Annotated in this window: 18 protein-coding genes; 13 read left to right on the top strand and 5 right to left on the bottom strand. The window is 57.4% G+C overall.

What is annotated here, in order from left to right; translation table 11 throughout:
* Positions 1-82: 82 nt before the first annotated feature.
* Positions 83-598 carry a DUF1993 domain-containing protein gene (locus ACN9MZ_RS12635; protein ID WP_426342455.1) on the top strand — a complete coding sequence of 172 codons (516 nt, stop codon included), beginning with the start codon at positions 83-85 and terminating at the stop codon, positions 596-598.
* Between the two features lie 70 nt (positions 599-668).
* On the opposite strand, the gene ACN9MZ_RS12630 is transcribed toward ACN9MZ_RS12635, so the two are convergent.
* Entirely contained in the window at positions 669-863 is a 195-nt protein-coding gene (locus tag ACN9MZ_RS12630) for a DUF1289 domain-containing protein (RefSeq protein WP_426342454.1), read from the bottom strand.
* Positions 863-1,423 (bottom strand): DUF1415 domain-containing protein, encoded by a 561-nt coding sequence (locus tag ACN9MZ_RS12625; protein WP_426342453.1) that lies wholly within the window; start codon positions 1,421-1,423, stop codon positions 863-865. Before ACN9MZ_RS12625 ends, ACN9MZ_RS12630 begins: the two co-directional genes overlap by 1 nt.
* A gap of 172 nt (positions 1,424-1,595) precedes the next feature.
* Between ACN9MZ_RS12625 and ACN9MZ_RS12620 the strand changes: the two genes are divergently transcribed.
* From ACN9MZ_RS12620 to ACN9MZ_RS12605, 4 genes are all read left to right on the top strand, one after another.
* Positions 1,596-2,909, top strand: a complete 1,314-nt coding sequence (locus ACN9MZ_RS12620; RefSeq protein WP_426342452.1) for a transglycosylase SLT domain-containing protein — start codon at positions 1,596-1,598, stop codon at positions 2,907-2,909.
* A gap of 96 nt (positions 2,910-3,005) precedes the next feature.
* Positions 3,006-3,797: an enoyl-ACP reductase FabI gene (gene fabI / locus ACN9MZ_RS12615; RefSeq protein WP_426342451.1), complete on the top strand. Its 792-nt coding sequence runs from the start codon at positions 3,006-3,008 to the stop codon at positions 3,795-3,797.
* 276 nt (positions 3,798-4,073) lie between these two features.
* On the top strand, positions 4,074-4,610 hold the full coding sequence (locus ACN9MZ_RS12610) for a sigma-70 family RNA polymerase sigma factor (RefSeq protein ID WP_426342450.1): 537 nt from the start codon (positions 4,074-4,076) through the stop codon (positions 4,608-4,610).
* Complete coding sequence (locus ACN9MZ_RS12605) at positions 4,607-5,329, top strand: hypothetical protein (protein WP_426342449.1); 723 nt, start codon at positions 4,607-4,609, stop codon at positions 5,327-5,329. The genes ACN9MZ_RS12610 and ACN9MZ_RS12605 overlap by 4 nt, the downstream gene beginning before the upstream one ends.
* 2 nt (positions 5,330-5,331) lie before the next feature.
* Here the strand turns inward: ACN9MZ_RS12605 and ACN9MZ_RS12600 are convergent, their stop codons facing one another.
* Positions 5,332-8,163 carry a VIT domain-containing protein gene (locus tag ACN9MZ_RS12600; RefSeq protein WP_426342448.1) on the bottom strand — a complete coding sequence of 944 codons (2,832 nt, stop codon included), beginning with the start codon at positions 8,161-8,163 and terminating at the stop codon, positions 5,332-5,334.
* A 142-nt stretch (positions 8,164-8,305) separates the two neighbouring features.
* Here ACN9MZ_RS12600 and ACN9MZ_RS12595 point away from each other — a divergent pair, with 142 nt between their 5' ends.
* The 4 genes from ACN9MZ_RS12595 to ACN9MZ_RS12580 all read left to right on the top strand — a co-directional run bounded on the left by ACN9MZ_RS12595 (position 8,306) and on the right by ACN9MZ_RS12580 (position 10,410).
* Complete coding sequence (locus ACN9MZ_RS12595) at positions 8,306-9,166, top strand: SPFH domain-containing protein (RefSeq protein WP_426342447.1); 861 nt, start codon at positions 8,306-8,308, stop codon at positions 9,164-9,166.
* A gap of 6 nt (positions 9,167-9,172) precedes the next feature.
* Positions 9,173-9,364, top strand: coding sequence for a hypothetical protein (locus tag ACN9MZ_RS12590; RefSeq protein WP_426342446.1), 192 nt, complete (start codon positions 9,173-9,175; stop codon positions 9,362-9,364).
* A 127-nt stretch (positions 9,365-9,491) separates the two neighbouring features.
* Positions 9,492-9,899 carry a hypothetical protein gene (locus ACN9MZ_RS12585; protein ID WP_426342445.1) on the top strand — a complete coding sequence of 136 codons (408 nt, stop codon included), beginning with the start codon at positions 9,492-9,494 and terminating at the stop codon, positions 9,897-9,899.
* A gap of 97 nt (positions 9,900-9,996) precedes the next feature.
* Entirely contained in the window at positions 9,997-10,410 is a 414-nt protein-coding gene (locus tag ACN9MZ_RS12580) for a DUF6869 domain-containing protein (RefSeq protein WP_426342444.1), read from the top strand.
* A gap of 72 nt (positions 10,411-10,482) precedes the next feature.
* Here the strand turns inward: ACN9MZ_RS12580 and ACN9MZ_RS12575 are convergent.
* A protein-coding gene (locus ACN9MZ_RS12575) for an IS3 family transposase (protein ID WP_426342443.1) occupies positions 10,483-11,717 on the bottom strand; the annotation gives its coding sequence in 2 pieces (ribosomal slippage) (positions 10,483-11,447 and positions 11,447-11,717; 1,236 coding nt in all).
* A gap of 25 nt (positions 11,718-11,742) precedes the next feature.
* Positions 11,743-12,992 (bottom strand): IS3 family transposase gene (locus ACN9MZ_RS12570; RefSeq protein ID WP_426338948.1). Its coding sequence is split into 2 segments (ribosomal slippage): positions 11,743-12,707 and positions 12,707-12,992, totalling 1,251 coding nucleotides; the frame shifts between segments, so codons are not numbered across the junction.
* 255 nt (positions 12,993-13,247) lie between these two features.
* On the opposite strand from ACN9MZ_RS12570, the gene ACN9MZ_RS12565 reads away from it, so the two are divergent.
* The 4 genes from ACN9MZ_RS12565 to ACN9MZ_RS12550 all read left to right on the top strand — a co-directional run bounded on the left by ACN9MZ_RS12565 (position 13,248) and on the right by ACN9MZ_RS12550 (position 15,787).
* Entirely contained in the window at positions 13,248-13,637 is a 390-nt protein-coding gene (locus ACN9MZ_RS12565; RefSeq protein ID WP_426342442.1) for a hypothetical protein, read from the top strand.
* A gap of 98 nt (positions 13,638-13,735) precedes the next feature.
* Positions 13,736-14,005: a hypothetical protein gene (locus tag ACN9MZ_RS12560; protein ID WP_426342441.1), complete on the top strand. Its 270-nt coding sequence runs from the start codon at positions 13,736-13,738 to the stop codon at positions 14,003-14,005.
* Positions 14,006-14,477: 472 nt separating this feature from the next.
* On the top strand, positions 14,478-14,849 hold the full coding sequence (locus ACN9MZ_RS12555) for a TonB C-terminal domain-containing protein (protein ID WP_426342440.1): 372 nt from the start codon (positions 14,478-14,480) through the stop codon (positions 14,847-14,849).
* Positions 14,850-14,947: 98 nt separating this feature from the next.
* Positions 14,948-15,787 (top strand): hypothetical protein, encoded by an 840-nt coding sequence (locus ACN9MZ_RS12550; RefSeq protein WP_426342439.1) that lies wholly within the window; start codon positions 14,948-14,950, stop codon positions 15,785-15,787.
* The last annotated feature ends 52 nt before the right edge of the window (positions 15,788-15,839 follow it).

Here is a 15,839-nt window from a genome sequence, read left to right as displayed (position 1 = left end):
GGGTCTGGTGGAAAAGATTATCCAGCAGCAATTATGCACGTAACGCGCTATCATCGCTACTCTATATCAGAGGAGTTTACCTATGTCGTTTTCCATGTATTCCGCTTCGATTCCGGTGTTCCGCCAGATCCTCGGCAGCCTGTTAGCCATCCTGGACAAGGCCGAAGCCCACATCGAGGAAAAGAAGATCGATCCGAATGCCTTGCTGCAATTCCGCTTATTCCCGGACATGCTGCCTTTTACCCGTCAAATCCAGATTGCCGCTGACTTTGCCAAGGGCGCCGGTGCGCGCCTGGCTGGCGCGGACGTGCCAGTCTACGAAGATACTGAAAAGACCATTGGTGAATTAAAACTGCGCATCCAGCGCACGCTGACTTTCCTGGACTCGTTGCCGCGCCAGGCGATTGAGGATTCGGCGCAACGTTCAGTGACTACTGGTAGCGGAGAAAAGGCCAAGCAGTGGGTCGGGCAGGAGTATTTGATGCATTATGCGTTGCCGCATTTCACCTTCCATGCGACGACTGCTTACAACATCCTGCGCCATAATGGGCTGGAGATTGGCAAGAAGGATTACATCGGCAGCTGGAAGGCCGAGTAACCGCAAACCGTCCCCCGCGACGTCAGCATACTGGTGTCCGACCCTGCGGGTCGGACACCGCCTTACCGGTTTAAGAATTCCGTCGCGGATACCCCTGCGCCAGAATCCGCTGCCAAACCTTCTCCTTCTCCTCCGTACTCATCGCCACCCAGTGCGCGACCTCGATATAGGTCCGTCCACACCCCCGGCAAATCTCGTCAAAGGTCGTCGAGCAAACCGCCACGCAAGGCGTATCCGGCCGCTCAGGTAATTTCTCGTCCGCCATCACTTCACCTGCAAGCCCAGCTTGTCCCAACCTTCATGGCCGAGTTTTTCCATGGTTTCGATATTCTTCTCGAAAATATCGGCAGCCTCCGGGAAAGCCTCCACTGCCTTGTCGATCGAAGCCTCGCGCAGCAGGTGCAAGGTCGGGTAAGGCGAACGGTTCGTATAGTTCGAAATATCGTTCTTGTCGGTATCGGCGAACTGGTATTCGGGATGGAAGCTGGCCACCTGCAGCTCACCGTCCAGCTTCAGCTCTTCCAACGCCGCGTCCGCCACATCCAGGAATTCGTTGTAATCGCCAAAATCCTGCAACACCAGCGGGTGGATCAGCAAGGTCGTGTCGACCACTTCCGGGTCTTCCTCCGCCAGGAACTCCAGCTCCTTGATCAGGTCTTCCAGCAATTCCTCAGGCGAGGAAGCCTCCGACACCACGTAGCGCACCTGCTTCTTCACATGCACGGCCTTGGCGAAGGGGCACAGATTCAGCCCGATGACCGCCTTCTCCAGCCACTGCTCGGTTGCCGCGATAACGGCTTCGTAATCCACTCGGGTGTTGCTCATTTATACATCCAAAAATCGTTATCCAAGACACCAATTATATAGCTTGATCGACATAATTATCCAAGAAAATCAGTCACATAGCGAATTTTTCCTTGACTCGACAAGGTTTCAACCCTACACTCCGCCATTAGATAGTCCGCCCTTTGTTTCCACAAGACAACTGCGAAACGCTATGCAAGAACGAATCAAAAGTGCTGTCCTGATCGCTTTGGCGCTGAGCGCCGCACTCCCGGCAGCCTCCTCCCTGGCCTCCACCGACACCGCGAAATCCGTGGTGATGCAGGTGCCTGCCGTGGAAGAATACAAGGAAACCGACGTTTGGGGCCGCATCCGCTCCGGCTACGCCATTCCCGACGTGAACAACGAGCTGGTCGCCAAGCATGTGAAGTGGTACGCCGACCGCCAGGATTACCTCGACCGCACCACCGCCCGCGCCTCGCTCTACCTCTACCACGTGGTGGAAGAGCTGGAAAAGCGCGGCATGCCGACCGAACTGGCCCTGCTGCCCTTCATCGAATCCGCCTTCAACCCGCAAGCCCTGTCGACCGCCAACGCCGCCGGCCTGTGGCAGTTCGTGCCGGGCACCGGCCGCGACTACGACCTGAAACAGAACGCCTTCAAGGATGACCGCCGCTCCGTGCTGGCCTCGACCGATGCCGCCCTGAGCTACCTGCAGCGCCTGTACACCATGTTCGGCGACTGGCACCTGGCCCTGGCCGCCTACAACTGGGGCGAAGGCAATGTGCAGAAAGCCGTCCAGCGCAACCGCGCCGCCGGCAAGCCGACCAATTTCGAAAGCCTGGCCGAACTCATGCCGGCCGAGACCCGCAATTACGTGCCGAAGCTGCAGGCGGTGAAGAATATCGTCGCCAACCCGTCGCAATACGCCGTACACCTGCCGGTGATCGACAACGAGCCGTATTTCACCGCGATCGACAAGACCCGCGACATCGACCTGGCGCTGGCTGCCAAGCTGGCCGAGATCTCGGTCGACGAGTTCAAGGCCCTGAACCCGCAGTTCAAGAAGCCCGTCATTACCGGCAACGAGCAGACCAAGATCCTGCTGCCGACCGAGAATGCCGCCAAGTTCGCCGCCAACCTGGCCTCGTGGACCCACGCCCTGTCGAGCTGGACCACCCACAAGATCTCCAGTGCGCGTGAAAGCATCGCATCGCTGGCCCGCCGCTTCGGCACCACGCCGGATGCGATCCGCCAGGCCAACAACATGCCGCAGAAATCGGTACTGAAGGCCGGCTCGACCATCCTGGTACCAAATATCTCCGCTTCGGCAGCCGGCACCGACATCTCGACCGAGGTGATCGAAAACGCCGTGATGGCCGTGGAAAACGAGCGCGCTGGTCCAAAACGCAGCAACTACCGTCAAGCTTCCTCATCTCGCGGCGATTCCAAGCCTGCGGTCAGCATGGTCAAGGCACGCGTGAAGCGTGATGAAGCCGGCAAATCGAAATCCCGCCGCAGCAATTAATCGCATAAAGCGTACGCCGGTCCTTGCTAAACTTGCAGGGCTGGCGGCGTCGCGTTTACAATCCCGTTCTTGCGGTATAACCCCATTGGAGTAGATATGGCTTTCTTGCAAGGCAAAAAAATCCTGATTACTGGCGTCCTGTCCAACCGTTCCATCGCTTACGGCATCGCTAAAGCTGCCCACCGCGAAGGCGCCGAACTGGCTTTCACCTACGTTGGCGAGCGCTTCAAAGACCGCATTACTGAATTCGCCGCCGAATTCGGCAGCACGCTGGTCTTCGACTGCGACGTGAGCAGCGACGAACAAATCGCCAGCCTGTTCACCGACCTGGCCAAGAGCTGGGACCGCCTGGACGGTTTCGTGCACGCCATCGGCTTCGCCCCCCGCGAAGCGATTGCCGGCGAATTCCTGGACGGCCTGACCCGCGAAAACTTCCGCGTGGCCCACGATATTTCGGCGTACAGCTTCCCAGCAATGGTGAAAGCCGCCCTGCCACTGCTGAAGCCAGGCTCCTCCGTGCTGACCCTGTCCTACCTGGGCGCGGTACGTGCGATCCCCTACTACAACACCATGGGCCTGGCCAAGGCATCGCTGGAAGCATCCGTGCGCTACCTGGCAGAGAACCTGGGCCAGCACGGCATCCGCTCCAACGGCATTTCCGCCGGCCCGATCAAGACCCTGGCCGCCTCCGGCATCAAGGACTTCGGCAAGCTGCTCGGCTTCGCCGCTGGCCACGCCCCGCTGCGCCGCAACGTGACCATTGAAGAAGTGGGTAATGCAGCCGCGTTCCTGCTGTCGGACCTGTCGTCCGGCATTACCGGCGACATCATGTATGTCGACGGCGGCTTCTCCCACGTGATGGGCCTGAACTCGAGCGACTACGAATAATCGCCCCCGCCTCAGAATAGAAGCCGCCTCCGGGCGGCTTTGTTTTTAATTCGGGGTCATAATTCGGGGTCAGGTCTGTCATTTGGACACCCAAGCCTATCCTTTGATCTATCTCAATACGTCAAAATGGCCATTTCGGCGTATTGAGATAGATCAAAGGTCTTGCTCACCTGTCCAAATGACAGACCTGACCCCGAATTTAGCTGGCTTGCGCAGAATCAATGAATTGACTAAAGTGGTCTCCTTGATTTTGCTGATAGAGCCTGCCCACCCCGCATGCCCACCGACCATTCCGACGACGAATTGATGCTGCGTTACCGCGATGGCGAGCTGTCGGCCTTTCAGGAACTGTATCGCCGCCATAGCCGCGGCTTGTACCGCTTCCTTGCCTGGCGCAGCGGGCGCACCGAGTGGGCAGATGAGGTGGCGCAGGAAACCTGGCTGGCGGTGCACCACGCCCGTACGCGCTATGCTGCGCAAGGCAGCTTCCGCAGCTACCTGTTCCAGATCGGCCGCAATCGGCTGGCCGACATGCAGCGCCAGCCCGATATCGATGATTGCGGCGACATCAGCCTGGTGCAGGATTCGGCCGAGGCCACTGCACTCGACCGCCAGCAAAACCTGGCCTTGCATGCCGCGATCCGCCAGCTTCCGTCCGAACAGAAGGAAGCACTGGTGCTGCAGCATTTCAGCGGTTTGAGCATCGACGAAATTGCGCTGGTGGTTGCCGCGCCAGCCGAGACAGTGAAGAGCCGCCTGCGCTACGCCATGCGTAAGCTGCGCGAGCAATTCAAGCAGGAGGAAACAGTATGACGCCGGTCGACAAGGACGATTTCGAAGACGCGGACCTGGCGCGCCGCCTGGCTACGCTGCCGCAACCGGAGCCGTCGGCGGAACTCGATGCGGCCATCTTCGCGCAGGTGCAAAAGGACCTGGCGCCCGGTCCCGCCGCAGCCAACGATCCGGCTGCCGACGCCCCGCATGCCAAACCTCAACATCGCTATCGCGCACCGCTGGCATTTGCAGCCAGCCTGGCAGGCATTGCAATCCTGTTCCCGGTCTGGCGCAGCTACCAGCAGCACACGCTGCAGCCGGTGGAGGTGCAGCGCGTGACGAACGAAGCAGCCGCGCCCGCGCCTATGCATGTGCCCTCCGATTCCGCTGCTGCCGCTCCGGCGGAAAAGAAACGCGAATCCGGCATCGTCCAGGTGACGCCTGCCCCACCCGCGCCATTGGCCGAAGCGCCAATACAAGCTCCACAACCAGCTGCGGCCCCGGTTCCGCCCCCTCCTGTGCCCGCAGCTGTGCCGCCCGCACCGACAATGCAAGCGGATAAGCTGGGCCCTCCGCGCGAAGCAGCCGCGCGCGCCGCGGACACCGAAAGCCCGAAAGACTGGCTGCAAGCCATCGAGCGCATGCTCGATGGCGGCGACACCGAAGCAGCTGCCGCGCAGTGGAAGCGCTTCCGCAAAGCCCACCCGGACTATCCGGTTCCGGATACCCTGGCAGGTCGCATCAAAGCGCTGGAATAGCCCTACCTCGGCTTCACCTCAAACTCGCCAACCAGGATGGAACTGCCCTGCTCCTTCAAGCGTAACGTCACCATCTTGTCGTCTGCCTGCGGCATGCCGAAGCCTGTCGTGAAGTGAAGTTGCAGCGTGGTTGCCCCGGTGACGATCTGCTGCCCGCTGCCGAAATAATTGACCTCGACTCGGTAAGTACCCGGCTTGGCGCTGCGCAGCATGAACTCCTCCGGCCCGTAGCCGCCAGTGAAATCGCGCGACATGCGGCCACCCTGGTAAGTCAGGCGATGGCCAAAGTAGGCGCGCTCGCCATCTGGATCGATCACATGAAGGTCCATGTCGCTGTTGTCGGCATCCCAGCTCAGCACCACGCGCAGGTCAACCGGGAGATTGCGCAACAAGCGTGAATCCATGCCGCGCGTATCGAGCACGCGGCCCGCAGCCTTGGCGCGCGCTACGATTGCATTCAGCTCTGACAGCGCAATCAGCTCCACATCGGCAAAACGCCCATCCCACGGCCGCAACACAACCTGGTACAGCTGTTCGATTGCCCGTTGTTCCTGGCCGCTGGCGGCAAGGGCCAGCCCGAGGTCGCGGAACGATTGCGGCTCTTCTTCCGCCATATCCTGCACACGTTCCAGCAAGGGAACGGCCAACTTAGGCGCGCTCGCTTCCATCAAACGGTAGGCCAGCACACGCAGGACATGGCGGTTTTCCAGCTCCATTTCGGCCAGGTTGGACAGCACGCGAAGGCCCAGGTCGCGCTGGCCGCGCTCCAGCATCAGCCCGGCCACGTCCAACAGGAAGGCGCTGCTGCCAGCGTGAGATGGGCGTTCGTCAAGGTAGATGCGATACATATCGCCTGCCGCAGCCTTGCGCAGCCGCGCGGTGTAAGGTGCATCCGGCTGCCAGGCCTTCAGCCAGACGGACGCGCCGCCGTTGATTGGTTTGGCGGGAGCCATGTCCAGCGCATCGGCAGGTTCGGCGGCTGCCGCCGGAACAGCACGGGCAGCCGGCGCCGGCATCGGTGGCGGCGCCATTACCGCAGACTCGACAATCCTTTTCTCCGAATCGCCAGCCACAGCTTCCATCTTAGGTGCCGGCGGACGGCTCTTGGGGAACGGTTTCGCCCACCACGCCACCTTGGCCTGGAACTCCCGCACCACATGATCGAGGTGCTTCACACGCTGGTTGGCAATCTGGACGCGATTCTCTGCTTTCACCTTCTCAAAGGCAGCGCGGTATTTCTCGGGCGGCGTCACTTCGTGCCGCACATAGTCTTCCAAATGCTCAAGCACCAGCAAGGAAGTCTCGCGGGTCGGCAAGCCAAACTCCAGCCCAATGCGCCGGATCGCGGCGCGATTGAGCTCATAGTTGCCCTCCAATTGCGCAATGCGGCGGTCGGCCCACCACCACGCGGCCAGCGGATGCTGCGCGGCATTTTCGTTGGCTGTATCGATGGAAACCTCGTATTTCCGGCCCTGGTGTTCCAGGGTCACCACCAGCGGCTGGCTGCCCCGAACCTTGCCGGCCACGCGCAGCAGTCCGGCCTGCACCTGGCTTTCGTCAACCACCACATCGCCTGCCTGCATGCCGGTGGCACCGATTACCCGAACGCCATCAGAGAGCAGTTCTTGCGACGCATGGTGCGCGTCAACGGGGTCAATGGCGATATGCCGGCCGCCGTTTGTGTTGGCCCAGGCGGCCAGGCGCAAAGTGTCCGCCCCAGCACTGGAACTCAGGGTGAACAGGCGACGGCCTTTGGCGAGCTGAGGGAAAGCGCCCGCGCCATAATTTCGCAAGCCATCGCTGAACATCAGGTATTCCTCGACGTCGGGCTGCGGCTGCCAGTCGGCCAGCGCGCTGGCTCCGTCGTAGACGGTCGATTCAAGCTCATCGATCAGAACTCCGGACTGCCCCTTCGCCAGCTTGAAGACCTTGACCGGTTCGGCCTTGTCACGCAGGCGCACCAGGCGCACTTCAACGCTGCCCGCCGCTTCGAGATAACTGGCCAGCACACGCAATTCGGCTTTCAGGGCGCGGTGCGAACCGGAGCTGGAGCTATCCCACAGCACGCCCACCACGTTCGGCAAAATGCGCGCCTTGCGTTCGGCCGGCACCAGCACTTCGGCCAGGAAGTACTGCTGGGCGTTGAACTCCTCGACATACGTCTTCGTCTTTTCCCGTGCCGCAGGCACCCGCACAAGGATTTCACCTTTCGCCTTCGCCACATTCAATTGCCAGCCGCCATCCGTTCGGTCGAAGCGGTCCTGCGAGCCAACCGCGATCGGAGCCTCCTCGCTACCCAAGACGCGCACATCCAATGACACGGGGATGCTGAAGTGCTTCAACGGCAGCCTGTAACTCCAGTTCATTTGCTGGCGCACCAGCATGGCCGCGTACTTCAATTCCACCGTTCGCGTGCCACGCCCCGGGATAGGATAGATACGCAGCTTGAAGTTGTTGCCCTGCGTTAGCTCCAGCAAGGCCGGATCGATGCGGCGCCGCTCTTCGGCCTCAAGGATCTGCCGCCCGCGCTCTTTTTCGATCGGCACTGCCGGGCGCAATTCGCCGCCGACATCCAGTGCAAAGCCCGTTACTTGCTGGCCTTCGCCAAGCGGGAATTGCAGGTCGCCCTCAAGCTGGCGATTGTTCGGGTTGTAAAAGACCAGCTTCACCGTCGTTTCCGCCATGCCGCCCGAGATGACGGTCTGCACCGCCGCGCTTTGCACACGAACGGGGGTCTCGCCGCCAGTCGTGTTCGACCTGATTAATGGTGGTGTCTGTGCCATGGCCGCGCCGCCAGCCAGCATGCTTAACACCAGGATGAGCCTCGCCAACATGATTACTCCCTTCAAAGTGAACGCCTCTGAACAGGAATCGGGCTGGCGGAAAAAAAGGGGTTAAACAATCGAGAATAATTTGACAACTCAAAAAAGTGAGACTAAAGTGATATCACTTTGATTTAACCCACCTGGATCGATCATGAACCGAACCGAAAAGCCGTTTTCGTCTTACAGTGGTTACCTGGCGCTGACTGTCGTCGTTTTACTGGCGATATTCGCCTTCCTGTTACTGCGCGGATTCCAGCCGCTTCTGGCTGCAGCCTGCGTGGTAGTGGCGGTATTCCTCGCGCCAGGCCTGTACATGCTGCAGCCGAATGAAAGCGCCATCCTCACCCTGTTCGGCCAGTACATCGGTACCGACCGCAACGAAGGCCTGCGCTGGGCATTCCCGCTGTACCGCAAGCAGCGCCTGTCGCTGCGCGCACGCAACTTGAATGCGCCGACGCTGAAAGTGAACGACAAGCGCGGCAACCCGGTCGAAATCTCGGCTGCTATCGTCTGGCGTGTGCAGGATACGGCACAAGCCATCTTCGACGTGGATGATTTCGAGCGCTACGTGGCGGTGCAGGCAGAAGCTGCAATCCGCCACCTGGCCTCGCGCTACGCTTACGATGATGGCGAAGATCTGTCCGAAGGTGAAATGACCCTACGCTCCGGCATGGACGAAGTGTCGCTTGCCCTGCGTAGCGAACTGCAGGAACGCTTCAGGGCGGCTGGCGTGGAAACGGTAGACGCCAAGCTGACCCACCTCGCCTACGCCCCGGAAATTGCGCAGGTCATGCTGCGCCGCCAGCAGGCCGAAGCCATCGTCAGCGCCCGCTCCCGCATTGTGCACGGCGCGGTCAGCATGGTCGAATCGGCGCTGCATGCTCTGGCCGAACGCGAGATCGTCGAGCTGGACTCCGAACGCAAGGCGGCGATGGTCAGCAACCTGCTGGTGGTTCTGTGCTCTGACAAAGAGACTCAACCTATCGTCAACACAGGCACCCTGTATAACTGAGTCAAGATGGCAAGCCCGGGCAAAAAAGCCTTCCCCCTGAGGATAGACCCGGCGTTGTGGGATGAACTGCAACGCTTGGCCGCACAGGACCTGCGCAGCGTAAACGCGGAAATCGAGTTCCTGCTGCGCGAGGCGCTGGCGCGCAGGGGGATCAAGCCGAAAACGCCGGCTGGATCGGCGGCAAAGGATGACGAGTAAGTTTCGCCAGGCCTTGCAAATCCAATTGGCTCTTGGCCGCCATGAAGATCTTCGGCCAGAAGCGGTCCTCGGAGGCTCATGCAAGTTGCGCTCCTAAGCTGGTTTTTTCATACATGAGGCTTTTAAGATGACCATTGGAACGAGTCGCAGCGAACTTCTCGCCCACGCAACGATAGGCTCGGGTTTCGCCGATGACGTCATCGTCAATGAGTTTGAAACGTACAAAGTCAGCTATAACGCTGAGGCGGCGTTTTGCGGACTGCTTGGCGCGGCATGTGAGATTGCAATCCAACGTCCGCAACTCATGGAAAGATTGCTCCCAACAGTCATAGATCCCGCGCATGCGATGGGTATCGAATCGGCAGAGGAACTCATCGAATATGCGAAGATCTTAATTGAACTCGACGCGTCAAAGGTCACCAAGTATCGGCAATTTTCCCAGGGCGGAATCTACTACTTCCACCAATTTATGAGCGGACACCTCGCGGCGATCCAGCGCTTCCTAGACACATTGAATGCGCTTCCAGGGGCGTAATGCGCCTGGCCGTTACACATACGACCGCGTACAATCGGCCATCTGCGGACGGTCATTGTAGGTGGATGAAAACCATTGAAATTTATGGATCTGATTGATGGACTCACCGTTACCAATAGCGCAGCTTGTTGATGAATGGCTTCAATGGGCCACATGGCAAGCCGATCCCGAAAAAAGGGGAAAGCCGAACAGCGATCTAATTGGATTTTCCGAATTTGAATGGGTTGTGAGAGAACATCCAGAACATGCCTGGCAAGGGATTTTGGCAACGCTTGCCGATGCCAGGGTTAAGCCACATTTGGGTGTTTTGGCTGCCGGCCCGTTAGAAGATTTTCTTTCGTATCACGGCCCAGCTTTCATTGAACGAGTCGAAAGAGAAGCAGCATTGAATCCGCAGTTTGCATCGCTACTAGGCGGAGTTTGGCAGTTTGAAATGACCGACGAGATTTGGGCGCGGGTGCAAGCAGCTTGGGACCGCCGTGGATGGGACAACGTTCCTATAGATGGATAATTGGTGCATTCGGCAGAAGCTGACAGTGAACTATAAAGTGGACCCATCAGTCAAGACACTTTGTCGCTTAGTTTAAGCTGTGCCCATTTCCAACGTCACAGCTGCACGGCGCTGCCCCGCAATACCAGAATTTTCCTGCTCGCCTTCACCATCGCCAAATTTATCTACGATCAGCGCACCGCCACCGATCCCCGACTTGTAGACGCTATCCGGCGTTTCATAACCCAGCGCCTGATGCGGGCGCTCCGCGTTGTAGAATGCAAAATACTGCGCCAGGCCGACCATCAGCTCCGCCATGTTGGCATACCCTTTCAGGTACACGTCCTCGTACTTCACGTTGCGCCACAGGCGCTCCACGAAGATGTTGTCCAGCGCCCGCCCGCGGCCGTCCATGCTGATCGCCACGCCTTCGCGTTTCAGCACACCAGTGAAGGCTGTGCTGGTGAACTGCGATCCCTGATCGCTGTTAAACACTTCAGGCCTGCCGTAGTGGCGCAGCGCATCCTCCAGGCAGTCCACGCAGAACGACGCGTCCATGCTGTTGCTGATGCGCCAGGACAGCACCTTGCGGCTGTACCAGTCAATCACCGCTACCAGGTAGGCGAAGCCCCGGGCCAGCCTGATATACGTCAGGTCTGTGCTCCACACCTGGTTTGGTCGCGTGACCGCCACGCCGCGCAGCAGATACGGATAAACCTTGTGCTCCGGATGCGGCTTGCTCGTCTCCGGCCCTGGCGCCATGCCGGCCAGACCCATTTCGCGCATCAGGCGCTGCACGCGCTTGCGATTGACGCAGTAACCACGCCTTCGTAGGAACACCACCATGCGCCGGCTGCCATAGAACGGCCGGTTCGTGTACTCCTCGTCGATCAGACCTCGCAACTGGCTATCCTCTTCGGTCAGACTTTGCTCACGCACCGCAGCTTCCATTCGTCGATAGACCGAAGAGCGCGAAATGCTTGCCAGCTCGCACTGCATCGTCAGTGGCATCTCGTCGTCCCGCTCGATCCATCGCGCCCGCTCCGCCGGACTCATTCCCCTAGCTTTTTTTTAAGCCAATCCACCTGCATCTTCAACTTGCCAATCTCGCTATACAGCTTGTCCTCGGGGCTGCTTTCATCGACCGGCTTGGGACCGCGCTTGACGTCGAACAGTGCGCCGGCATTCTCCAGGATCTCTTTCTTCCACTGACCGACCAGCACAGGATGTACACCGTACTCCTGCGCGATTTCCGTGACCGTCTTAACCCCGCGCACCGCCTCCAGACCCACCTTGGCCTTGAATTCCGCCGTATAAAGTGGACCCATCAGTCAAGACACTTTGTCGCTTAGTTTAAGCTGTGCCCATTTCCAACGTCACAGCTGCACGGCGCTGCCCCGCAATACCAGAATTTTCCTGCTCGCCTTCACCATCGCCAAATTTATCTACGATCAGCGCACCGCCACCGATCCCCGACTTGTAGACGCTATCCGGCGTTTCATAACCCAGCGCCTGATGCGGGCGCTCCGCGTTGTAGAACGCAAAATACTGCGCCAGGCCGACCATCAGCTCCGCCATGTTGGCATACCCTTTCAGGTACACGTCCTCGTACTTCACGTTGCGCCACAGGCGCTCCACGAAGATGTTGTCCAGCGCCCGCCCGCGGCCGTCCATGCTGATCGCCACGCCTTCGCGTTTCAGCACACCAGTGAAGGCTGTGCTGGTGAACTGCGATCCCTGATCGCTGTTAAACACTTCAGGCCTGCCGTAGTGGCGCAGCGCATCCTCCAGGCAGTCCACGCAGAACGACGCGTCCATGCTGTTGCTGATGCGCCAGGACAGCACCTTGCGGCTGTACCAGTCAATCACCGCTACCAGGTAGGCGAAGCCCCGGGCCAGCCTGATATACGTCAGGTCTGTGCTCCACACCTGGTTTGGTCGCGTGACCGCCACGCCGCGCAGCAGATACGGATAAACCTTGTGCTCCGGATGCGGCTTGCTCGTCTCCGGCCCTGGCGCCATGCCGGCCAGACCCATTTCGCGCATCAGGCGCTGCACGCGCTTGCGATTGACGCAGTAACCACGCCTTCGTAGGAACACCACCATGCGCCGGCTGCCATAGAACGGCCGGTTCGTGTACTCCTCGTCGATCAGGCCTCGCAACTGGCTATCCTCTTCGGTCAGACTTTGCTCACGCACCGCAGCTTCCATTCGTCGATAGACCGAAGAGCGCGAAATGCTTGCCAGCTCGCACTGCATCGTCAGTGGCATCTCGTCGTCCCGCTCGATCCATCGCGCCCGCTCCGCCGGACTCATTCCCCTAGCTTTTTTTTAAGCCAATCCACCTGCATCTTCAACTTGCCAATCTCGCTATACAGCTTGTCCTCGGGGCTGCTTTCATCGACCGGCTTGGGACCGCGCTTGACGTCGAACAGTGCGCCGGCATTCTCCAGGATCTCTTTCTTCCACTGACCGACCAGCACAGGATGTACACCGTACTCCTGCGCGATTTCCGTGACCGTCTTAACCCCGCGCACCGCCTCCAGACCCACCTTGGCCTTGAATTCCGCCGTATGCACCCTGCGTTTTTTACCTTCACTCATTTGCTATCATCCTTTCGCGGACGACAGCTTAAACCACTGTCTCAATTTCGGGGACCACTATAGTATGCACCCTGCGTTTTTTACCTTCACTCATTTGCTATCATCCTTTCGCGGACGACAGCTTAAACCACTGTCTCAATTTCGGGGACCACTATAGCACTCTCTAGTAAAATCATTCGGCAGGCAAAATTCGGCCACAAGCAGGCAAAATCTTCCAGTCCGTCCCTGGGAATACTAGATAATTGGGATTGCGCGATGAATACTTTGCTTTCGCTCACCATCGGATATTTCGCGGTGCTCTTGTGGGCAAAGTTTGGCGGTGGAACTGGGGCGGACTATTCGGTTGCAATGGCGGCAGCGGCCATTCCGGCATTCATAATTGGTTGGTTCAGTACGAACAAGATAGGGCGCTTCCTCATTGCGCCAGCGACAAGCTGCTTGTGTATCCTTCTTCCTCCCTGGATTGAAATGCACAGGTCTGAAATGGCAGCGGGCGGCGATGTCGGCGTCCTATTTTTCATGGTTGTCGTACAGACGCCGGGTTATTGCCTGCTTTACGTCGGCGCTTCGATGCTTGGCTCCTACTCTAAACGCTTCATCAAAAATCGCATCAGCTTGATGTCAACCAGCAAGAATGACAGTTAGAATCCTGGCAAGGCGGCGTCTCCGGAATTTCTTCCGACGGAGGTCGGCCAGATGCAGACCTCGGAAATGAGCTTGGATGTGGAATCGGATTAAGAAATATGAGAACGTACGAAACCCTAGATGACGCGAAGCTATTGGCTCAGGATATCCTGGCAAAATCGCTGGATGCGAATGTGGGCTGCGCCCTCATTGCGTCTATTGCGGCCAAACTTCGCTATCCCGAATCCCTTGAAGCATTTGCTGCCTTAGCACATGACCAAGCTGGCCACGAACATGTTGGAATCTCGAAGGCCGATTGCGTGGATGACATCTTGGATGCTTGCTACGAATTCTTGGGCAACGCGGCCAATGACCGTCACTGCGACTAACGGCCAGTTGCGGACATTTGTAGAAAAGGACCAAACTTGGATTTCAATTTTCTTGGAGATATCCTGCCTGCGGAAAATGTGGATGAACTTCGTCATCGCCTAACAAAGATGATCGAGCCATTTCGTATACCAGGGCGAATGGACTCCATTCCAATCGCCTGTCAATTCCGCGCAGCTGAGTCATTTGCCAGTTTCCAGAATGAATGGTTTGCGGGTGAGGATGTAGTGGTAGCATTCTTTGAGAACTACAACGTAATGGTTCTAACGAATGTAAAGGCCGTGCTGTCACTCCTTTCCCAGCGCGAGCCCTGGCAGGACTGGGACGTGTGCTTATTCAATCTGAGTGTGACGTGGTGTGCCGCAATCACTCATAACGACGAGGTGAAGTTCGTTCGTTCGCATCGACTTAGCTGATGCTCAGACCAATTGGGCCGACGGTATCGGCCAATACCGGAAATTATTCGAATTTCCAATGAAAAAAATCTTCCTACTAACGTTATTCTTATTCACCTGTGAAGCTACTTTTGCCCAGCAGCACAGCAATCAAGGTAGTGTACTGAGCTTTGAATCCGTTGGTGATGGGTATCGAGATGCGCTGATCCGAAAAGTAAGCGCAAATACGCGTTATTCCCGAGATGAAAAAGTGAGCAGGAATTTAAGTGTCAGCTTTTTAATTCATCAGTCCCCACAAGGGGAGGTGACGTCTGTTGAAAAATTGAAAGATAGTGGCGTCTCGGAATTTGATAATGCGCTTTGGGATGGGATCTTAAGGGCCTCTCCGATGCCAAGACGGACAGATGGATCTGTCGATACTGAGCTTAGACTTGATTTTCGAGAGAAATGAGAATTTTCTCCCGAAATCGGCCAACAGGAGTCGTTCAAATTTGAGCTATTCTCTTAGGTGATTTAATTAAAACTGTATTCTCACACTTTGGTGATCTAATGTTTTTAGGGCTTAGTGTACAGACTTGGCTTGGCTTCTCAGTTCTCGGGACGCTGGTTTCTACAATTGGTTCACTATTCGGAGTCGTACTCAAAGATTACTTCTTCGCTCGCTCTTTTGAAAGCTGGAAGCAGAAAAAGAGTCTTGAACAGTTATACCAGCGCTACCGTGACCCACTTTATCTTTCTGCTTGCGAATTAGCGACTCGGCTCTCTGAGGTTGATGCGAATTACCCCACCGTATATTTGCGGAGTAATATTTTAAACCTACAGGTTGAACGCCAAATCCATAACTCAATTTACGACCCGTACTTCCAAAAGCACAAACTACTTAGCAGTATTTATCGTTTATCTGCATTTCTTGGATGGTTGGAACTTTATAGGCAAGAGATAACCTATCTACGTTCCGGTGATAACCCTCATTCCAGAGCACTTGAAATTGTTGTCAATTTGATCCGTAGTGATCTTGCTGATGGACAGATTAACAAGGCTAAAGACTGGGATACTTGGCGTGATACATTGATTTTTCGCGACGAACTCCGTGCCATTGGCGAATCCATGATTGAAACGCGGGGAAGCACTAGAACTGTAACTGGATTTGGGCGCTTCTTGGAGGCCGCAGAATCGTCAGAAGACTCATCCATTAAGCGCTGGGTTCCAGTTGTTTCCAACTTCTTGCTTGATCTTGAAGTTGATCGCCAGGACTTTCGCCAAATTCGCATCAAGCCTCTGATTATCCATCTAGTGGATCTAATGGCCCTTCTTGAAGGATCCAAGGTAGAAGAGTGGATGTCTAAAAAGAGAAATACGCTCTATGCAGAAGTATTTATGCCCAATTAAATCGGCAGGCTGCTTTGGGGCGGAACCCGCCGGTGCCACGTTCCGAACGATA

It is taken from the genome of Pseudoduganella sp. S-14 (assembly GCF_049913285.1).
Taxonomy (GTDB): Bacteria; Pseudomonadota; Gammaproteobacteria; order Burkholderiales; family Burkholderiaceae_D; genus Rugamonas.
This window is presented reverse-complemented; position numbering and strand designations above follow the sequence as displayed.

Coding starts and splice junctions, on each gene's coding strand:
- ACN9MZ_RS12635 (WP_426342455.1), top strand. CDS start 83: ATGTCGTTTTCCATGTATTCCGCTTCGATTCCGGTGTTCCGCCAGATC.
- ACN9MZ_RS12620 (WP_426342452.1), top strand. CDS start 1,596: ATGCAAGAACGAATCAAAAGTGCTGTCCTGATCGCTTTGGCGCTGAGC.
- fabI (WP_426342451.1), top strand. CDS start 3,006: ATGGCTTTCTTGCAAGGCAAAAAAATCCTGATTACTGGCGTCCTGTCC.
- ACN9MZ_RS12585 (WP_426342445.1), top strand. CDS start 9,492: ATGACCATTGGAACGAGTCGCAGCGAACTTCTCGCCCACGCAACGATA.
- ACN9MZ_RS12625 (WP_426342453.1), bottom strand. CDS start 1,423: ATGAGCAACACCCGAGTGGATTACGAAGCCGTTATCGCGGCAACCGAG.
- ACN9MZ_RS12565 (WP_426342442.1), top strand. CDS start 13,248: ATGAATACTTTGCTTTCGCTCACCATCGGATATTTCGCGGTGCTCTTG.
- ACN9MZ_RS12610 (WP_426342450.1), top strand. CDS start 4,074: ATGCCCACCGACCATTCCGACGACGAATTGATGCTGCGTTACCGCGAT.
- ACN9MZ_RS12600 (WP_426342448.1), bottom strand. CDS start 8,163: ATGTTGGCGAGGCTCATCCTGGTGTTAAGCATGCTGGCTGGCGGCGCG.
- ACN9MZ_RS12590 (WP_426342446.1), top strand. CDS start 9,173: ATGGCAAGCCCGGGCAAAAAAGCCTTCCCCCTGAGGATAGACCCGGCG.
- ACN9MZ_RS12560 (WP_426342441.1), top strand. CDS start 13,736: ATGAGAACGTACGAAACCCTAGATGACGCGAAGCTATTGGCTCAGGAT.
- ACN9MZ_RS12605 (WP_426342449.1), top strand. CDS start 4,607: ATGACGCCGGTCGACAAGGACGATTTCGAAGACGCGGACCTGGCGCGC.
- ACN9MZ_RS12550 (WP_426342439.1), top strand. CDS start 14,948: ATGTTTTTAGGGCTTAGTGTACAGACTTGGCTTGGCTTCTCAGTTCTC.
- ACN9MZ_RS12580 (WP_426342444.1), top strand. CDS start 9,997: ATGGACTCACCGTTACCAATAGCGCAGCTTGTTGATGAATGGCTTCAA.
- ACN9MZ_RS12630 (WP_426342454.1), bottom strand. CDS start 863: ATGGCGGACGAGAAATTACCTGAGCGGCCGGATACGCCTTGCGTGGCG.
- ACN9MZ_RS12555 (WP_426342440.1), top strand. CDS start 14,478: ATGAAAAAAATCTTCCTACTAACGTTATTCTTATTCACCTGTGAAGCT.
- ACN9MZ_RS12595 (WP_426342447.1), top strand. CDS start 8,306: ATGAACCGAACCGAAAAGCCGTTTTCGTCTTACAGTGGTTACCTGGCG.